Source organism: Acidiferrobacter sp. SPIII_3 (assembly GCF_003184265.1).
Classification (GTDB): Bacteria; Pseudomonadota; Gammaproteobacteria; order Acidiferrobacterales; family Acidiferrobacteraceae; genus Acidiferrobacter.
The window spans coordinates 3,035,190-3,052,975 of the sequence record NZ_CP027663.1; the positions used below are offsets into that span (position 1 = coordinate 3,035,190).

General features: G+C 61.9%; 17 protein-coding genes. 5 read left to right on the forward strand and 12 right to left on the reverse strand.

Annotated elements, in window-relative coordinates:
- Positions 1-49: 49 nt before the first annotated feature.
- A complete protein-coding gene (locus tag C4901_RS15485; RefSeq protein ID WP_168185764.1) occupies positions 50-913 on the reverse strand; it encodes an OmpA family protein in 864 nt (287 codons plus the stop codon).
- A gap of 672 nt (positions 914-1,585) precedes the next feature.
- On the opposite strand from C4901_RS15485, the gene C4901_RS15490 reads away from it, so the two are divergent.
- Positions 1,586-1,897, forward strand: a complete 312-nt coding sequence (locus tag C4901_RS15490) for a hypothetical protein (RefSeq protein WP_168185765.1) — start codon at positions 1,586-1,588, stop codon at positions 1,895-1,897.
- Positions 1,898-1,985: 88 nt separating this feature from the next.
- Here the strand turns inward: C4901_RS15490 and C4901_RS19610 are convergent, their stop codons facing one another.
- From C4901_RS19610 to C4901_RS17780, 6 genes are all read right to left on the reverse strand, one after another.
- Positions 1,986-2,171, reverse strand: coding sequence for a helix-turn-helix domain-containing protein (locus tag C4901_RS19610; RefSeq protein ID WP_205736309.1), 186 nt, complete (start codon positions 2,169-2,171; stop codon positions 1,986-1,988).
- The gene (locus C4901_RS15495) at positions 2,120-2,461 is read right to left on the reverse strand and encodes a type II toxin-antitoxin system HigA family antitoxin (protein WP_205736065.1); all 342 of its coding nucleotides are present in this window, start codon (positions 2,459-2,461) and stop codon (positions 2,120-2,122) included. The genes C4901_RS19610 and C4901_RS15495 overlap by 52 nt, the downstream gene beginning before the upstream one ends.
- A 32-nt stretch (positions 2,462-2,493) precedes the next feature.
- Positions 2,494-2,805: a helix-turn-helix domain-containing protein gene (locus C4901_RS15500; protein WP_110138103.1), complete on the reverse strand. Its 312-nt coding sequence runs from the start codon at positions 2,803-2,805 to the stop codon at positions 2,494-2,496.
- On the reverse strand, positions 2,765-3,067 hold the full coding sequence (locus tag C4901_RS15505) for a type II toxin-antitoxin system RelE/ParE family toxin (RefSeq protein ID WP_205736066.1): 303 nt from the start codon (positions 3,065-3,067) through the stop codon (positions 2,765-2,767). The genes C4901_RS15500 and C4901_RS15505 overlap by 41 nt, the downstream gene beginning before the upstream one ends.
- A gap of 1,437 nt (positions 3,068-4,504) precedes the next feature.
- On the reverse strand, positions 4,505-5,665 hold the full coding sequence (locus C4901_RS15515; RefSeq protein WP_168185766.1) for an AAA family ATPase: 1,161 nt from the start codon (positions 5,663-5,665) through the stop codon (positions 4,505-4,507).
- 22 nt (positions 5,666-5,687) lie between these two features.
- Positions 5,688-6,380 (reverse strand): hypothetical protein, encoded by a 693-nt coding sequence (locus tag C4901_RS17780; RefSeq protein ID WP_168185767.1) that lies wholly within the window; start codon positions 6,378-6,380, stop codon positions 5,688-5,690.
- A gap of 512 nt (positions 6,381-6,892) precedes the next feature.
- Between C4901_RS17780 and C4901_RS15525 the strand changes: the two genes are divergently transcribed.
- Positions 6,893-8,149, forward strand: a complete 1,257-nt coding sequence (locus tag C4901_RS15525) for a DDE-type integrase/transposase/recombinase (RefSeq protein ID WP_110138107.1) — start codon at positions 6,893-6,895, stop codon at positions 8,147-8,149.
- A gap of 603 nt (positions 8,150-8,752) precedes the next feature.
- On the opposite strand, the gene C4901_RS19615 is transcribed toward C4901_RS15525, so the two are convergent.
- The 3 genes from C4901_RS19615 to C4901_RS15540 form a co-directional block, all read right to left on the reverse strand.
- Positions 8,753-9,451, reverse strand: coding sequence for a prepilin-type N-terminal cleavage/methylation domain-containing protein (locus tag C4901_RS19615; protein ID WP_370445939.1), 699 nt, complete (start codon positions 9,449-9,451; stop codon positions 8,753-8,755).
- 257 nt (positions 9,452-9,708) lie between these two features.
- Positions 9,709-10,713, reverse strand: coding sequence for a site-specific integrase (locus C4901_RS15535; RefSeq protein WP_110138108.1), 1,005 nt, complete (start codon positions 10,711-10,713; stop codon positions 9,709-9,711).
- A gap of 514 nt (positions 10,714-11,227) precedes the next feature.
- Positions 11,228-12,022: a S49 family peptidase gene (locus tag C4901_RS15540; protein ID WP_110138109.1), complete on the reverse strand. Its 795-nt coding sequence runs from the start codon at positions 12,020-12,022 to the stop codon at positions 11,228-11,230.
- A 765-nt stretch (positions 12,023-12,787) separates the two neighbouring features.
- On the opposite strand from C4901_RS15540, the gene C4901_RS15545 reads away from it, so the two are divergent.
- Complete coding sequence (locus tag C4901_RS15545) at positions 12,788-13,960, forward strand: hypothetical protein (protein WP_110138110.1); 1,173 nt, start codon at positions 12,788-12,790, stop codon at positions 13,958-13,960.
- Positions 13,961-14,169: 209 nt separating this feature from the next.
- Here C4901_RS15545 and C4901_RS15550 read toward each other — a convergent pair whose 3' ends face one another.
- A complete protein-coding gene (locus C4901_RS15550; RefSeq protein ID WP_168185768.1) occupies positions 14,170-14,925 on the reverse strand; it encodes an EAL domain-containing protein in 756 nt (251 codons plus the stop codon).
- An 821-nt stretch (positions 14,926-15,746) separates the two neighbouring features.
- On the opposite strand from C4901_RS15550, the gene C4901_RS15555 reads away from it, so the two are divergent.
- A complete protein-coding gene (locus C4901_RS15555) occupies positions 15,747-16,073 on the forward strand; it encodes a hypothetical protein (RefSeq protein ID WP_110138112.1) in 327 nt (108 codons plus the stop codon).
- Positions 16,074-16,484: 411 nt separating this feature from the next.
- Positions 16,485-17,006, forward strand: coding sequence for a phosphate-starvation-inducible PsiE family protein (locus C4901_RS15560; protein ID WP_110138113.1), 522 nt, complete (start codon positions 16,485-16,487; stop codon positions 17,004-17,006).
- Between the two features lie 118 nt (positions 17,007-17,124).
- On the opposite strand, the gene C4901_RS15565 is transcribed toward C4901_RS15560, so the two are convergent.
- Positions 17,125-17,763, reverse strand: coding sequence for a peroxiredoxin (locus tag C4901_RS15565; RefSeq protein ID WP_110138114.1), 639 nt, complete (start codon positions 17,761-17,763; stop codon positions 17,125-17,127).
- Positions 17,764-17,786: the final 23 nt, after the last annotated feature.

A 17,786-nucleotide genomic window follows, 5' to 3' on the forward strand; every position in this document is an offset into this window, starting at 1 on the left:
AGGGTATGAGACCCGTGTTTTTATCTCCCGGCAAGCTCAGGAATCTGCCTCAAATAGCGTGGGGAAATCCGGATAGACCCCGGGAGTTTACCGGGTAAAACAACACGCCATTGGGCAGAAAGGTCGCCTCCTGGGTGTTCTGCGTCACAGGGTTTGCTACCTGCTGCGTTTGGGACAGGCCGGCCAGGCTGAATTGCAGCGGGATTGAGTACGGAGTCCAAAAATTGAAATCTACTGGCCGGCGAGTATGGATCGAGAACCCATACCCCTTTTGCTGGTAGTTGTCGCCCGCCCCGATCACGGCTCCGGCAATCCCTCCACCAAACACCACGGGAGTAGAATAGCTCACCCCCACAACACTTCCACCGTTATTGAATTGTGTCGTCCGCGTTGAGTACCATATGCGGCCACGGTAGAACGGATGGCGCACCTTGACCGGCACGGCCTTGGGCGTGGCCGCGACCTTATGTGCCACCGCCTCCAGGGCCTGGACCTGCGTCTCCAGGCGGCGCAAAGCCGCCTCCTGGCCCTGGTCTCCCGGCACCGCCATGCCCAGCGCCGCACGGGTCGTGGCATCGACGATCACCTGGCGGTCGGCGCTCGCCGATCCACGGTGGACGATCCCGACGTATTGCGAGACAATCTTTTTGCGGGGGATGCCATGCTCCACAAGCACGTCGCGGATAGCCGCGGTCCGCTCGCCCGACAACACAAAATTGTAGGACTGGCTGCCGACCGGGCTCGCGCCACCACGCAACAAAACGACGTGCCCTGGCTTGCGCGATGCCGACTGCGCCTGGGCGACCAGCGCCACGGGGATGCGCTCGGGCCGAGTCGAGCCGTTTGCAAAACCCACAACGCCGATCTGCGCGGCATGGGCCGCGCCGGCGGCCACGATGGTCAAAAAGATCATCGCGGCCATCCCCAGGAGGAACCCCCGAACTGCCTGCTTTCCCATATATACCTCCAACGGCCCCCACGGTGGGGGCCTCTAGGAGATATCAGCGGGGACGGAAATTTGGGCGTACAATTGCGTGGGCCGCGGAATGCGACACGATGATCCGAACCACATTAGTAAAGGGTGCGCCTATGGATAAGCCATGTTGCCCATGTTGCGGGACCCCCATCGACCTGGCCGCCTTCCGTTTTGCGAACACGCCACAAAACCCGGGCGAGAGGCGCGGCCCAGCTGAAATACTCAGTAGGGACCCGAGGCTAGAACACAAGTCGCGGCTGGGCGCGGAAGCGGACCGTGTGATAGGCTACCCTACAGGCTACGCGGGCACGTTCGACCAATTCGTGCACTCCGCACTCGGGGCACCGCACTTTGGTCTCACAAACGACCCCACTATCCCCGCAAGAGTCAGGGCGATATTCGATATAGCCGCGAACCTTGTTCTTTACAGCTGGTTCGTCCGCGAGTTCGCGGCGGTCGGCGTCCTCATGGGCTATGTCGCCCTGGAGGCCGCGCTACGAGGCGCGGACCAAAAGCGTACGCCATTTAAGGCGCTCATAAATGAGCACGTTGATCATGAGGCTCTGGCAAACGTCATCATGAGAGAAAGCGTTGTCCGGATTTTCGAAGGTGAAAGCGGGAACCTTGGAGAATACACGGGTTGGCTTGTCCAACATCGCCTTGATGGATGGCAACGGCAAGTCGCCGAAGCTGCGCAACTTCTACACGGGTTGGCTTGTCCAACATCGCCTTGATGGATGGCAACGGCAAGTCGCCGAAGCTGCGCAACTTCGCAACGCCCTGGCGCATGGGAACGAGGAGCTTTTGAGCGCGGCCACCTGCGATGAGGCCGGCAGTCGGCTTCAATTCATCGGCGAGATGATTAACCGGGTCTGCGGAGGCGCGTTTCTGAAAACAAAAACCGCGCCCGGGGCGAGGTGAGATCACGATATCAGCCCGCCGCCTGTCGTGGGCCGTGGTGGTTCGCCTCTTTCCCTTCGCGGTGGCCTCTCCGGCCTCCAAATCACCCTCAAACAAACAGGGCCGGACTCACATGAAAGCGGCGCGCGAGCTTCCGGGCGATGTCTTTGCTGATCGCCCGACGGCCGTTCAGGATGTCGGAAATACGACCCTGAGGGGCGCAGTCCGCGAGATCGTCCTGTTTTAGCTCGTGCCTCCCCCGTTTCCGCCATTTTTCGCGCGCGAAGCGGCGCAGTCCGCGAGATCGTCCTGTTTTAGCTCGTGCTGGTCCATCAAAAAGCGCAGCACCTCTTTGGGCTCGGCCTCGAGGATGACGACGTGTTCATCCTCATAGACCGCCACCTGGTCGGCGAGGTAATCGAGCACGTCGCCCAAGGGATGGTCCTCATCCTTACCAATGGCGTCCAGCAACACCTCGATGACGGCCCGCGCCCGCGCGCAGTCCTCTTCGGTACGCACGGCCGTCACGCCGACCACCTTCTTGAAGGGCTCCCAGGCCCGAAGAATGGCTTGCGCCTCGGGCATCGCATCGTGCATCAGCGTCAGCGGACCATTTGTTACGGATGAGGAACGAGGGTAATAGAGAGCGTGCAGCCCACGGCCTCCGCATATCTTTTCAAAGACGCCACGGACGGCGCGTGTTTCGTTCCGCCCTCCAGCCGCGAGATGACGCTCTTGGTGGTCCCCATGCGATCCGCCACGGCCTCTTGCGTGAGACCGGCCCGTCGCCGCGCGTCCAGCAAGGTATGCGCCAGGGTGTATTCCGTCTCCAGGGCCTCGTAGGCCTCCGAAAACCCCTTCCGCTTCGCGGCCTTTTCCAGAAAGCGCTTATGGTCGTGTGCGACCGGCTCGTACTTTAGCTTGCTCATTTTGTATGACCTCTTTCATGCGATCCCGGGCCTTCTTGAGATCCCGGACCGGCGTCTGTTGAGTCTTTTTGATAAAGGCGTGCAGCACGATCACGCGCTGCCCCGCCAGAAAGCCATAAAACGCCCTGCCAATCCCCGATCGTCCCTTGGGCCGCAACTCGAATAGCCCGCCACCCAAGGCGCGCGAGTGCGGCAGGCCCAGGTCGGGGCCGTACTCGATGAGAAGTTCGACCAACCGCGCGTAGTCTGCGGATATATCCACGGGCCATGCCTCGATTGTGGCTAACACCTTCGCGTGGAAGTATTCCAGGGAGTAGGCCATGACGAGAAGGTTAGCAAATACGCGAACTACCAGCAAGCCTTGTTCGCCACGAGCCACGCACCCCAGTCACCGCGCCCGGCATGCGCCGGACGCCACCCGTCGCCCTTCGGGCGGCTAGAGGCGCGGGTATGGGCGCCCTCACCCGCCCTCGCGATCGCTCGCATACGCTCGCGCTCGGGCGTGCCGGTCGCCCCGCGCCCGGTCTTGCAGGGGTGTCGGGTGGTAGGGTGTTGGAGGTCTGCACAGCAGTGGCCGATCTGACCCTGTTTCTCGTGGATGTAGTAAGGGCGGAGGATCTGTATAGAGCCGATCGGACGCGCAAGCGTCCGCCCCGGGGGTTGGGAGGGGCCAGGGCCGTCAAGGCCCATGGCCCCGACCTCCTAGGAACCTCCTAGATCTGGAGGTTCCTAGGAACTCCTAACGAGGTTGGCGTACAGGCAACGCTGGTTGGTGTACAGGCAACGTCGTCGGTTTTGGTTGGCGTACAGACAACGCTGGTTGGCGTGGGGGCAACGCCCTCTGTGTAAATGCGATCGTTCTGGACCACGAGCCCGCATGCGCGCAGCCCCTCAGCCTCTCGCCTGACCTCCAGCCGCCGTTGCCGACCCACCGCGCCCTCTGTCTCTGCCCCCACCGCCTCCAGCACGGTGTTGAGTTTCCAGCCAGCCGGCGGGCTTTCGCGGTGTGTGAGGCACCAGCGGGCCACGGCCGCCGCTGCGCCGCTCCTGAGGGCCGCTAGGGGCCGTGGATCGTAATGTAACGCCAGGTCGTCGCCGAACAGGCTCACGCCCGCGGGGCCGAGCGTCACGCGCCACATGCGCCTGGTCTCCCCCGTTCCAGGGTTCGTGCGCGTCGCTTCGCTGGTCTCCACGCCGACCACGAGCCCGAGTGGGCGGCACACCCATTGGTCCCCGTCGCGTGTTTTTATGGTGGCTGAGAATGCGCAAGCGGTTAGGTCTGTGATGAGACTGCGGATCGCGGAGCTACTGTATCCCCCGCTCGATATGCGTCGCCGCGTCCGATTCGGGTGCCGTTTTGCGGGCACCAGCAAGCGTGACTCGCGCGCGCCCTCCCCTAGGGTCCTTCGGATGTCGTAGGGATCTACGAGGATCTGTACCCCACCGTTTTCCAGGCCCCGCTTGTCCAGGGCAAAACACATGATCGACTCCAGGCACGAGGCATGCACGACGCCAAGCTTTCCCGTGATCTCGGCCCGGCCCCATTCGGTCTCGATCTTGCGCGTGCAGTAAACGGGGTTTCGCGTTGGCTGGAAAAACTGGAGCCGCGCCTGACTTGCCGTTGTTGTGGGCATCATGCGTTGTTTGTAGGGGGTTATTTTCCCTTTTTCATATGGGAGCAATGGGAGCACGTTGTTCATTACCACTTGCCTCCAAATGCGCCCGTCGCCGTCGCGGTTTCGGTTCCAGCGTTTTGGTTACTCTGTTTATCGAACTCCTCCGCCCCATCACCCATGAGGTTTCCCAGACCGCGTTTGCCCCGCTTTGCATGTGGCGCCGCCGCTTTCTGGTATTGTTCTGCGGCCTTTAGCTTCTCGACGATCTCCGCCCCCGTCTTTGGCATCTCACGGGCCAATGGCACGCTGCCCATGGCATGGTAGAGCGCCATTCGCGCGCCTTTGCCTGAGTAGGAGGTCTTGCTGTCGGTGACCACAGTCCATCTCCAGGCGTCGGTCGGGTCTAGGTTCATGCGCTCGACGTCCTCAGGGCGTGGCGGCTGCACGACCAGGCCGCACCGGCTCCCCGACGGGATTCTGCTGCTCCCCCGCGAGGACTGGTTGTGGGTCTCTCCTCCCAACATCGCGGCCTTGTTTTGATGATGTACCACGAGAACCGCCGCTCCCGTTTTGCTGCTGATTTTTCGCAACGTCGTTACGAGAAGCTTCGCGGCTCGCCCGTCGTTCTCATCCGCGTCCAGGAGATCGCTCAGGGGGTCCAGTATAATGAGGCGCGAGCCGCGCGCGATCTCGACGAGAGTGCTTACCTGGCTGTGCTCAACCGCCTGTCGCCCATCCTGAGTAACCAGAGTGAGGCCATCGCTCGTGGACGAGAGCGGCACAATGTCCAGTCGGTCATCTAGATCCGCCATATACTCAAACCCTGGCGTTCGATAGATTGCCTGCACTCGTCTCCACAGTTCATTTGCAGAGTCCTCGGCCGTGGCAAACACGACCCGCCCACTTGCCGGCGCCGGCCAAAGCCCGCCGGCGACCGGCCGCCCGGAAGCCACCGCGACGGCCATGAGGAGAGCCAGCCACGATTTTCGTGAGCCATCTGGCCCGACCAGCATTCCATAAATGCCCGGCTCGGCTGGCAGGTTCGCCACAACAAACTCGAGCGCTGGCGCCTGTTCAAGGCAGGCACGCCGGATATCTAGTCGGGGCCAGGGAAGCCCCGAGGCAATGGGATTCGATTCGTTCGCCATCTTTCTGTCACCTCTACCTGCAATCAGCATGTAGGGAAATTTTCCATATCTTTCCGATGTGGAAGGCGGCGAATGCACCCCTAAAAACAGGGCCATTCGCCACCCCCGGAAAGCCCTTTTAAAACAAGGGCAAGCAGTCCTGATCGCAGCCGCGATCCTGCGCGATCGGGTGCGCGTCCCGTGGCTTGTGCTTGATTTTTTTGCCCGGCGCCGGGGGGCAATTTTCCAGACCCAGGCCGGGGAAGGTCGGATGGGCCTTTGCGTAAGCGACGGCGCGGCGGATTTTTTCTGGGTCATTAAGGATCTGGCGAATGCGTTCTTGGGTGCGGCCCACACGTTCAGCGATCTGCTTCACGTTCATCCCACGATCCGCCCAAAACATGATCGCGCCGATCAAGCCATGGACATTGGTTGGAAGGCGCCGCGTGTCGTGATCCTCGGTGCAATCGTTGACCTGATCTCCGTGACCTTGATCGTTTTGATCTTGGTACTCACCCTCATCATTCAAGTGAGTTAGCTGGAACCCACCAGGCAGGACCCGGCGGTCCGCCTCGACCTCTACCCCCTCGCCGTCCCCGTCGGTCCGATCATCGATCGGCCGGCCGCCACGGCGTTGGCGACGCTCAGCATTCAGCTCGCCGCGTGCAGCGCGAGTTGCGGCCTGGAGGTTGCCCGGGTGCTCAACGATCGCCAACAGCGCAATTTCTTGGCAATCAACGAGGTCGATCTTGTGAAAAAGCGCCAACCGCTTGACCGATTTGTAAACCCACGTAAACCCTGGCGCTTCTGCTTCCAATTTGTTCAGGTTCATGAAAATACGCCTCCTGGCGAAAACGCAAGAAGCCGCCCGGCCGCGCGGCGGATAGAGGCGTACAACACAACATGAGAGGGGGTTGGACGCGCAAAAAGGGGCCGGACCCGCGCGGCAAGGCCGGCGGGTGCGAGTTTTTTTGCGCCAAAGCGCGCCAAAAGACCTGGGAGTTTTTAGGGACCGCAATCAGGACATAGTTGTCCTGTGGTCCCTGTTTTTCAGCTGAGGGCCGAATTGGTGAAGCCATTTTTTGAGGATTTCAGGACCAGGAATTCAGGACAGATCTATCCTGTGTGGTCCTTTTCAACTCCTGCCGGGAAGGCGGGGTTGTGAGGTGAGGCCGCTAAAGGCTTCGCATAGGTACGGGCGGTGCCCGCATACAAATGGTATGCACTCCAGCCAGTCGCGTCAAGGGTTAGCCTCTTCCAACATGAAGTGAGTCTGAAGGGGGGCTTGTGTTTCTAACATGAAATGAGTCTGAAGCCGGGTTGGGTTTTGTTCATGATAGGGAGATGCAAACCCTTATGAACCTCGATAATCTGACCTCCATTGATCAGCTTGTGGACTTTTTGTCCGGCACCCAGACGGTGGCCTTTTCGGTACTGAGCAGCCCTGGGGCCCGCTATGAATGGGTGCAAAAGACCCTGGTCCGCTTCCGGTATCTCACCCTCTCCCGGGCCGACCAAGGGGTCGTGATCCGCGTACTTGCCAAGGTCAGCGGCTACTCCCGGCAACAGATCACGCGCCTGATCGCCCAGTACCGCACGAGCGGCGCCGTGAGACGCCGCCAGAGGACCGTGGCGGGCTTTACGCCGAAGTACACGCCCGCTGATATCGGACTACTGGCGGCCATGGATGAGCGCCACGACACGCCCTCGGGGCCGGCGGTCAAGAAGCTCTGCGAGCGGGCCTTGTTGGTCTTCGGTCAAACCGAATACGAGCGCTTGGCGCAGATCTCGGTGAGCCACCTCTACAACCTCCGCAAGTCCGTTCCGTACACGCGCAAGCGGCGCCACTTCGAGAAGACCCGGCCACGGCCGATCCCGATCGGGGAACGCCGCAAACCGGTCCCCCACGGACGCCCCGGCACCATCCGCATCGATACCGTTCACCAGGGGGATTTGGACGGGAAAAAAGGCGTTTATCATGTGAATGCGGTCGACGAGGTCACGCAGTTTGAGGTGGTCTGCACGCTCGAGAAGATCAGCGAATCGTATCTGATCCCGATCCTCGCCCAATTGCTGGAGGCCTTCCCGTTTACGGTGCTGGGTTTCCACTCGGACAACGGCTCAGAATATATCAACAAGCGGGTCGCCGAACTGCTGGAGAAACTGCTCATCGCGTTCACGAAGTCACGCTCCCGGCAGTCCAACGACAATGCCTTGGCCGAGAGCAAGAACGGCGCCGTGGTGCGCAAGGTCTTCGGCTATAGCCACATCCCCAGTCGCTTCGCCCAAAGGATCCATCTCTTCAACCAGGAGGTCTTGAATCCCTACGTGAACTACCACCGCCCCTGCTTCTTCCCCGAGACCTACACGGATGCCAAGGGCCGTGAGCGTAAGCGCTACCGCTATGAGGCCATGATGACCCCCTATGAGAAGCTGAAGTCGCTCCCCGGGGCGGAGGCCTATTTGAAGCCGGGTTTAAGCTTTGCGATACTGGACCAAGTCGCTTATGCCCTCAGCGACAATCAGGCGGCGGACCGTCTGCAGAAGGCCCGCCAGAAACTCTTTCACACCATACGCGAACAGCATCTCAAATCCGGCTGAGGGTGGCCCCTGACTCTCGCCCTTCAGACTCATTTTAGGATTGGAAAATACTGGGTTCGGAAGGATCATTTTTTCGCTTTCCGAGGCCGGCCCCGTCCGCGCCGTGGCAACCCCTGGTCAGCGGTACCGCGCACCGTGTACTGCACCAACCAGGCCGCAACGGCATCGAGGTCCCACCTGCGATACTTTGAGCCAGGCGCTCGCATGAAGGGCGGCACAGGCGCGCCTGCGCTGATCCGCGCCTTCAACCGATCATGGCTGATCCCCAAGATCGCTGCCACGTCTTGATCACTACCAAGCCTCATTCGTTGAGCCTCGTACCCTGTCAATACGAGTATTTTCCGGCATGGCAAGCGGTGTGTGGCGGCGAATAGCGGCTTAGAAGGGCGTCCATTCGCGTGATCGTGCTCAGCAATGCGGGCCGTGTGCTTCCTGACGAGTGAAGGACTTTGGCAAGCGGATGAAAGCCGACCTACAGAAAAGAGGATTCGAGGGACCGGAGGTCGTGGGCGGCGACACAAAGCCTTGAGGGGTCCGCAACGACAAAAAGAAAAGAGGGCGCGAACCTCGCGCCCTCTCGCAACTGCCGCTATGTCGTTATCGTTACGGCGTGACCGAACCGTTCGGGCCGACCGAGGCCTCACACAGGCTAACGCCCGTCACGCAGGCAGGAACTGTCGCTGTGGCACTATTTGTTTCGGCAACCTTTGCCGCAGATCCATCGCCAACGACTGCATTGATAATGTCGTTGCCGAGCGTGGTGTTCCCAGTACATAGCTTGCCAGCACCTATCGTGATGTAGACCGGAAGCGAGATGCCAGGAGCAACCCAGGCGCCTGGCGTTCCGCCACCCACCGAGCTGCTCTGTCCCGCAGCAACATCCACCTCACCACAATATGTTGGCGTGGCCGGGCCTGTTGCGCCCGAGGTCCCTATAAAGGCGAAGTTCGTCGCGGACGCGCCCGTCGTCCCGCTAGCTGCCGGGTCGCCGGCCGTGTAGCTCAGGACAGGGCTTCCCTGGCCCGCCGTCGGCGGAGTGGCAGCGGTCCCCTGCGCGTTTTTCATGGCAATAAGGGTCGCCTGGCCCGCCTGCGCCGCCGACACGGCGGCGGTTGTAGCCGTGATCGCCGAATGGAAGTTCTGCGCCACATCCTGAGCCTTGGTGGTCACGATGTACTTCTCGTACTGGGGAATGGCGATGGCCGCCAGGATACCGATGATCGCGATCACGACCATCAACTCGATCAAGGTAAAGCCGGCTTGGATACCGGCCACTATGGGGTTCTTTGTACGCATGGCCATTAACTCCTCCCAACCTCAATAGCACCGGTTCACGATGAACGGTGTACGTGGCATAAAAGGTGCAGGATTCGTACCAGGCGCGACGGTAAAGAAGCGATGGTCAAGAGGCGTTGGACCGTAACCCCTTCACGCATAAAGGGTCTCTTGGAGGCCCCAAAAAAACTGGCGGTCGGATTCGGTAGAATTGGCCCGATAAACGGTGAGACAGGCACCTCACGCGGGCGGTGGGGTGGCGGCCCGCCATGTGACGCAGAACGTCAGTCGAGACGAGGGACCAGATCCTCGGCCCGCAAGTGGGTGTAGCGCTGGAGGTGTGTGAAACTCTTGTGACCCGTAATCTCCTTCACCTCCATGATCCCGAGCCCCTTCTCAAAGAGCCGCGACGTGGCCTCATGACGGAGGTCGTGGAACCGCAGGCCTTTGACGCCGGCAGCGGCGCACACCTTCTTGAAGATGGCGGTGATCCCGGCCACGCTGGAGCCCCAGACGAGATTGTCGGATCGTCGTGGTCGTCCATCGAGCACCGCGAGGGCCCTGGACGATAGCGGGATGCGCCGAGGTTTCCCGTTCTTGGTGATCGGGATGAGAAGCACATGCGCGTCGCGGTCCACGTGCTCCCAGCGCATGGCGGCAATCTCGCCGCGGCGCATGGCGGTCTCGATAGCCCAAGTGATGAGGGGCCCGATGTCGCCCACCCTCCGCGCCGGGCCCGCGGCATGCGCCTTCGCAGCCGCCAGGAGGCGTACGAGCTCGTCGCCCTGGAGGCGGCGGTCACGGGCATTATCCACGCGCGGCATGCGCACATCGCGGATAGGATTCCCCAAGGACTCCATGCCCCACTCCCGGCGCGCCACGGTAAAGACATGCGAAAGAATAGCGAAGCGGCGCACGATGGTCCCAGGCTTGAATCCGCGCTTCACCCACTGGTCGCGGATGAGGGCCAGGTCGTGGCCGCGAATGCGGGACAACGCGCGGGAGGCGATGATGTGCTCGTACCAGGCCTTGAGGGCGCTGCTCTCTGACTCACGGCCGCGCTTCATGGCCGTCACTTCCGATTCGTAGCGCTGCAAGGCCTCGCGGAGCGTGGTGCTCTCGGCCTCGGCACGGGACACGAAGACGCCCCGGTCCATCTCGGATTCAATCTGGCGGGCCCAGGTCTCGGCGCGCGCCTTGGTCTCCAGGGTCTTGGACTGGATGGGGTAACCCCTCTTGCGGACGCGGACCTCCCATTGCCGATCCCCACGCTTGCGGATAGTGGCCATCGTGTACCCCCTTTATTTTTTTGGACTGGCAGGCCCAGCGGTCTGTCAAGTGGAGCAAAATTGGAGCAAAAAATCAAATATGCTCAAAATATAGGCAGTCAGATAGGCAGTATGTCGTTGTTTTATAACGTCTATTGCCATTCGTCTGAAAGTTAATTCCGTTATGATCCGTACCAGACGCGGCCGTGAATTAAGGTCTTACTTGGCACGAATCCTGTAAGTCCTTAAAGGCGCAAAGATGCGGCAACCAGGATTGCGGGTGAGCCGTAGCATTGGGCCGACAGGCGGTATATGAGTAAAACCTGAATTGCGGGGCGCGATAGGTGACGTAAAACGTCACCCGCGTGGTCGTGCGTGACGTAAAGTGGCAGCGTGCCGCTCTCCGTCACACCTCGGAGGACACGCCATCCCCCGGAGAGCCGTCCTGGCATCGCCAGAATGCTTGGGCGCAATGGGCGCGACGCGGGAGGCGAGACGGGGAACGATCCGTAGGAATGGGATGGTTGGAAAGCGCTCAGAGTCGCAGGCGCGGATGGGCGAGACGGTCCTCGGCTACGTCGAAGGCCGCTTCCAGGGCGCTCTGGCCCATGAAGCGCATGAGGCCCCGCGCACGCTTTGGTCCGATCATGACCGGTTTGGCGCGCTTGCCACCGATCTCGCGCACCAGCGAGTCGACGCTCGCGAAGCCGTCTATGAGACCCAGGGTCTTGCCCTTGCTCCCCAACATATAAGAGCCATCGAACACCTCGGGTTCGGGCCCCAGGCGGCTGCCACGACGGGTGCGCACCCAGTCCTTGAACTCGGCATGCATGTCAGTGAGGAGTTCTTTAGTAAAGAGGAGGTCGTCGGCCTGCTCCGGGCGGAACGGATCGAGGCGTGACTTATGTTCGCCCGCTGTATAGATGCGCCGCTCGATACCGTGACGGGCAATGAATTCGGCGAATCCGAATCCACCCCCGATCACCCCGATAGAACCGACAATACTCATGCGGTTCGCATAGATCTCATCGGCCGCGCACGCGATCCAGTAGCCCCCGGAGGCCCCCACATCCCCGATAACCGCGAGCACCTTCACGTCCTGCTCCTGCGCGCGCTCACGGATGAAGCTCGCGACAAGGTCCGACTGCACCGGTGACCCCCCGGGGCTCTCGATCGAAAGGATAAGGCGCTTGCGGGGTTTGGCCAGCGCCACGGCCCGCTCGATCGGCTCGCGATAGGCGGCGAGACTTATGGCGTAGGGCTTGGCCGCGATGATACCGCGAAGCGATAAGACCGGGATGCGCGGCGCGCGCCAGAAAAGAAGGCTCATGGCAGACGAGTGTACCCGATCCCTATCGCAGGCAGAAGAGACTGAGACCGGGGCATGATGGCGTGCTTCCCGAACCCCGAAGCGGCTGATCGGCACCGTTACGATTCCGAGCGGGTGCAGATCTGCACCAATCCCGCCTCGCACCCAACCGCGCCGCGGGTGCAACCTCCCCTCCGTGGCGAACTGAGCGCAGCGTCACCTACGTTCTGCGGCTGGGCAGCGGCATCGTTAGTACCGCTCAGACACCGTACCGGGTCAGCAGATCGCTCTTTCGCACGGCACCAGGACCGGGACCGAGGCGATCGGATGCGGCATCGGTAAACAATCAGACCGCCCAGGGTTCGCAGCAATAGTGATGGCATCTGCTTCGTCGGACCACAACGCTTAGACGGCGCGTTCGTCCCAGATATCCTGAGGGTCTTTGCGATCAAGGACCGGCTTCCGTCACCCCCCCCCCATCCGCGCCTCCACGCCTTAGCGCGTTCGACTCATGCCCATATAGCGGGATCTGGCCGTCGCCTATGAAGCCTTATGGCTCCCCCCCCCCCATCCGCGCCTCCACGCCTTAGCGCGTTCGACTCATGCCCATATAGCGGGATCTGGCCGTCGCCTATGAAGCCTTATGGCTCCCGCGCACCGCAATCTACAACGCCATTGACTTTATGGTCCCATTAACTTATGAGCTACTCATGCATATTTCCTGTTCCGGAATTATTGTAAATTTTCCTATTGATAATTATCAATTCTCGTGAGGGATTTATTAACGTGAAGCGCCACACCTTGAAAGATCTTGCCAGTATCGCTCGGTTCGGTTCCATATTCTCTGCAATGATTGCCGTTTTGCTTGGATTTCTGCTGCCGTACTTCTATTTGTCAGGGCGCTCGGCGCTATGGATTCTTCCGAAGGTTGCGGCGTCGCAATATGCCAGCCTCTTTGTAGTCGCGTTCATGATGGTTATGCTTTTAATGGCGACACCAGCGATCGTCTCTTACGTGCTCGCCCCTATCCAACGGGGTGTCACGTTACAAAATCCTCGACTCTATGGCCTCGTGACGATAGTGTTCGGTATAGGTTTGGCCTTATTGTCATTATTATTACCTTTTGCGCTTCTTGGATTGGTCTCAGCAGCGATAGCAGTAGCGTTCCTTGGTGTCGGCATCGATATATTGTCCGGATTATGGGAACCAGCGACGCACGGCCCGAGAAAAGATTCCGATGATAGTGAGATACGCACGAAGGCAGCGGCGTCGCATGGCAAATCTCATGAAAATGCCTGTCGCATCGCATTTTCCAACTGGTGCTTTCGGGCAATTGGCGGGTTCCTGGCGCTGGCGCTTAGCTGGCTTGAGGCTGCGGCCGCTGTATCAGGGCAGTCTATGAGCCAGAATGAAAACTACAGGATCGCATTCTTCCTTATCGCGACGGCAGTGCTCCTAACCACCCTGGGGAACGCGTTGGGCGTGCGCGCTGCGCAAGGCCAAAACGGATCGTCTAGAAACCTTCTTGTCGCGGCAATTGCTCTATCTCTCATCGTATTCGTCATTGGGCAGTGGGCCCCCGTGACGCTCTTTGTAATGCGCTTATCCGGGATGGGTGGTATCGATGAAACCATTTATCTCAAGCCAGACGTAAGTGAGGGACGTATCCTGCCGGGCTTCGTCACCAAACCCCAACATGGCCCCTTGGAGGTCTGCATGGTCGCACAAGCAGGGCGCGCCTTTTACATAAGCCGGCGGGACATAAATCGGACGAGCGAAAGCGGGCCCGGGGCATGCGCAGAACAGATCGACGGCCCGAACTCCTATCGTATATGGCGATTGCCGCGTGCGGACGTGGCTTGGTTAAAGGAGGCAAAGCCTTTGCCAAGCACCGTGTCGCACAAGACGAGTCAGTCGCATGTCACAAAAGGGGGCGGGCCACAACACGCGCCGACGTAGAAACCGTACCAAAAGGCTTGTAAGTCAGCCCTGGCTCCGACCGGGAGAACGCCCTTCTAGCTTGCGAATCCGAATCCGGGCGATAGGGGCGCGAACGGGGTGCATGGCGGACAAGCGAGACTGTAATCGGGGACGTCAATGGCCCTATCGACAACGGGGTGGTCCGTAGCGAGGCGTGGCGGCCGGCCGGACTTCCGGTGCCGAACGGATCAGTCCTGGGTTGGCCGTCCGAAGTGATAGCCCTGACCCCAGGAGATCCCCAGGGCGGCCACGGCCCGGGCGCTTGCCGCCGACTCTATGCCCTCGGCGATGGTGACGATGCCGAGGTCTTCGGCGAGGCGGCCGATGCTTCGAATCATGGTGTCAACGCGTTTGTCGTATCCCGCGCGGGCAATCAGGGCCTGTTCGATCTTCAGAAAGGAGATGGGGAGATCGGCGAGATACAGAAAGGATGAGTAGCCGCTGCCGAAATCATCGAGCGCAAGCCGCACCCCGGCCGCAAGCAGCGGATGCAGCAGGCCCGCCAGGATCTGCAGATGTGGGATGAGTTCACGCTCGGTGATTTCGACCACGAGCGAGCGTAGCCGCGGGTCGTCCGTGGCCTCTTGCGTCCCGCAGGCGGCCGCCACCCCGGCAAGACGCGCCAAGCGCTCCGGCGCGCACAAGAGCGCGGTCGAGATGTTCACGAAATGCAGGCGTGGGGTTAATCCCGTGACACGACGATCGTGACACCGCGCCAAGGTCTGGGTGAGCACCGCCTCGTCGATCGCGGCCAGCATGCCGGCGGCCGCCGCGGTCTCGATGAAGGCCCCCGCCGGTATCAGCGCCCCATCGCGGGTGACCCAACGGGCCAAGGCCTCCTCGGCCACGATGGCACCGGTATCCAAGGCGACGATGGGTTGATAGGCCGCCTGGATGCGCCCCTCCGCCAACGCCGCTTGGAGAGATGCCGGCGATGGGCTCACGCCCGGCCCATGCGGGGGGGGCGGGGGGGGGGGGGGGGGGGGGGTGAACGCCGAGGTGCGAGCGGGCCGCGAGGCGCGCGGCCGCTTGATGATGGGCTTCTTGCTTTCCGGCATGCACACTCCCGGGGCGCTTTACGCGCTTCTCGCGGAAACCATAGACCCTTTCAGACGGTGCCTCAAGTAGCAAATCCCGGATGAGATTGACGCAAACGGGGGAAAAACGTCCAATATCAAGGGCGGTGACGCGCAGAGGCGCCTGGCGCGGGCGCCCTTTAAGGAGTCTATCGGGTGTTTTTCACGGAGATGGAATTTCGCCAGTTGGCGCACCCCATAAGCGCCGGGGTCTGTCCACGCTGCGGGGGGCGCGTGGAGCGTTGCGATCTGGGAGTGCGGCTGGCAACCGGCACCCCCCCCCCCCCCCCCCCCCCCCCCCCCCCCCCCCCCCCCCCCCCCCGCAAGCCCGCACTCGGCAAGACGCTGGGTCCTGGTGCGCTGCACCCGCTGCCACACGCGTCGCGAGGGGCCTTTCGGATGAGGGATTCCGGCCTATCGATGGCCGGAGTCCGCGACCTCGCTCGGGCCGGGATGCCTGATCGCCATTCCGCGATCATCGAGGCACGAAAACCCGCCCCCGCCCGCCCGACGGATCTCGCGCCCCGACATGCGCGCGCATCCCCGCCCGCGCCCCGGGGATGGGACCGGCGGGGCGATGTCCGGGTTGGCAGCGCCTCCCGGTTCGGGTGCCACGGCTGGCGGCGGACAGGGGGGCGGCGTAGCATCATCGGGGGCCCAGGGCCCTTATCAGGTTGGAGGTGCCAACGATGAACACATCATCCAAGCTATCCCGGCGGAACTGGCTCAAGGCCGTGGCCGCGGCGGCCACGGGAATCGCCGCGCTGCCATTTCTGGAGGGCACCGCCCGGGCCGCTCCCGCCAAGCTCACAAAGGCCATCGCGCATTATCAGGACCGTCCCCATGACGGCAAGATGTGCGGCATGTGCAAGCACTTCATCCCCGCCGGGGGCGAGGCCGGACACGGCATGATGGGGGGCGCCATGGGTCCTGGCATGATGCGCGCGGGGCTCTGCCAGGTGGTCCAGGGGCATGTCAGCCCACGCGGCTACTGTCTCCTCTACCTGCCTCTCTGAACACGGAGGGCCCGGGGCGTCCGTGACCACCCGAGCCATCAGGAACGCCCACGGCACCCCGCCGCGATGGCGGCGGGGCAGGACCTCGGCGCCGATGGGTCACGCGCGCGGGTACCTTGGGACATTTCGGCACGGGGCGTGGCGTGTGCCCCCACGCCCTTTGTGACACGCTTCGATTCGCGCCGAACCCCCGCCACGCCTAACCGCCCCGGTGCCGCCGCGATCCATGTTCGATGGCGACACCCTATTAAAGACCGCCCCGCCCCGGACGGCCCCTTGCCGGGACACCGTGCAATCCGGGGAACATGCTAGACTCTCCAAGAAACGCAAGGAACGCCGGGGCCCGCGAGATCAAGACAGGCATCGTGGGCGCGGATGCAAGGACGGCGAAACAGGGTAGGCATCTCACTTATGACAGAACACCAAACGTCGGCGAATAGCCCCCCGAACGCCCCGCTCTCACCGGCGCGCCTGCGCGTCATCCGCTTCCAGGGACGGCTCCTGGACGGCATGATCATCACCCTGATCTTCATCATGCTTGCCACCCTGTTGGGCGCGATCGCGGGCCTCATCTTCGACTACTTCGCCGCCATCAAGCTTTTGATCGAGGCGGTTCAGGGCATGGGCACGATGGCCTCTCACGATCTCGTCAAGGCCACCGGCCAACATCTGGTGTCGGACGTGCTGTCGGTGTTCATCCTGATCGAACTCTTTCGGAGCTTCACGGATTACCTTGAGTTCCATCGCATCCGCCTCCAGGTGCTGGCCGAGGTCGGCTTCGTGTTCGTGCTGCGCGAGGTGTTCGTGGGGCTCTATGCCCACCACTTGAACTGGCGGGACCTCCTCGCCCTCGGGGTACTGCTCGCGATATTGGGCGGCACGCGGGTGCTGGCGACCCGATTCTCGCCGCGTCCCCACTCATCCCACCACTGACGATTGCGCTTATGATGAGGCCCCGGCGGCCTCAAGCCACCGGGGCCGAGGATGGCGCTTGGGGGATATAAACCACAAGCCCGGTCCCCTGAGCGTCTTCATATGGCACCCGGTACCGTCAGGGCTTGGGTTGCGGCGCCCACCGCAGATAGGGGCGTAGCTCCCGATAGCCCGCCGGGAAGGCCTGGCGCAAGGCCTCGGGATCCTTCAATGAGGGCACGATGACGCATTCGCCACCATTCTGCCAGTTCACGGGCGTGGCCACCGGGTGGCAATCGGTAAGCTGCAGCGAGTCGATCACCCGCAGGATCTCGGCGAAGTTGCGGCCGGTGCTCGCGGGATAGGTGATGGTGGCGCGGATCTTCTTGTCGGGGTCTATGAAAAATACCGAGCGCACGGTGGCGGCGGTACTGGCATTCGGATGGATCATGCCATAGAGCGCCGCGACCTTGCGGTCGGGGTCGGCTATGATCGGAAACAACACGCGCACGGCCTGGGTATCGTTGATGTCATGGATCCAGTCCTTGTGGGAATCGACCGGGTCTACCGACAGCGCCGCGACCTTGACGCCGCGGCGTGCGAAGTCGGGCATGAGCCGCGCGGTCTCGCCGAGTTCCGTGGTGCATACCGGGGTGTAATCCGCGGGATGCGAAAACAGCAGACCCCAGTCATCGCCGAGCCAGCTATGGAACGACAGCGGACCGAGGGTGGACTCCTGCAGGAAATCCGGTGCGGTATCGCCGATAGACAACGTCATGGGCTCTTCTCCTTTGTGGGCAG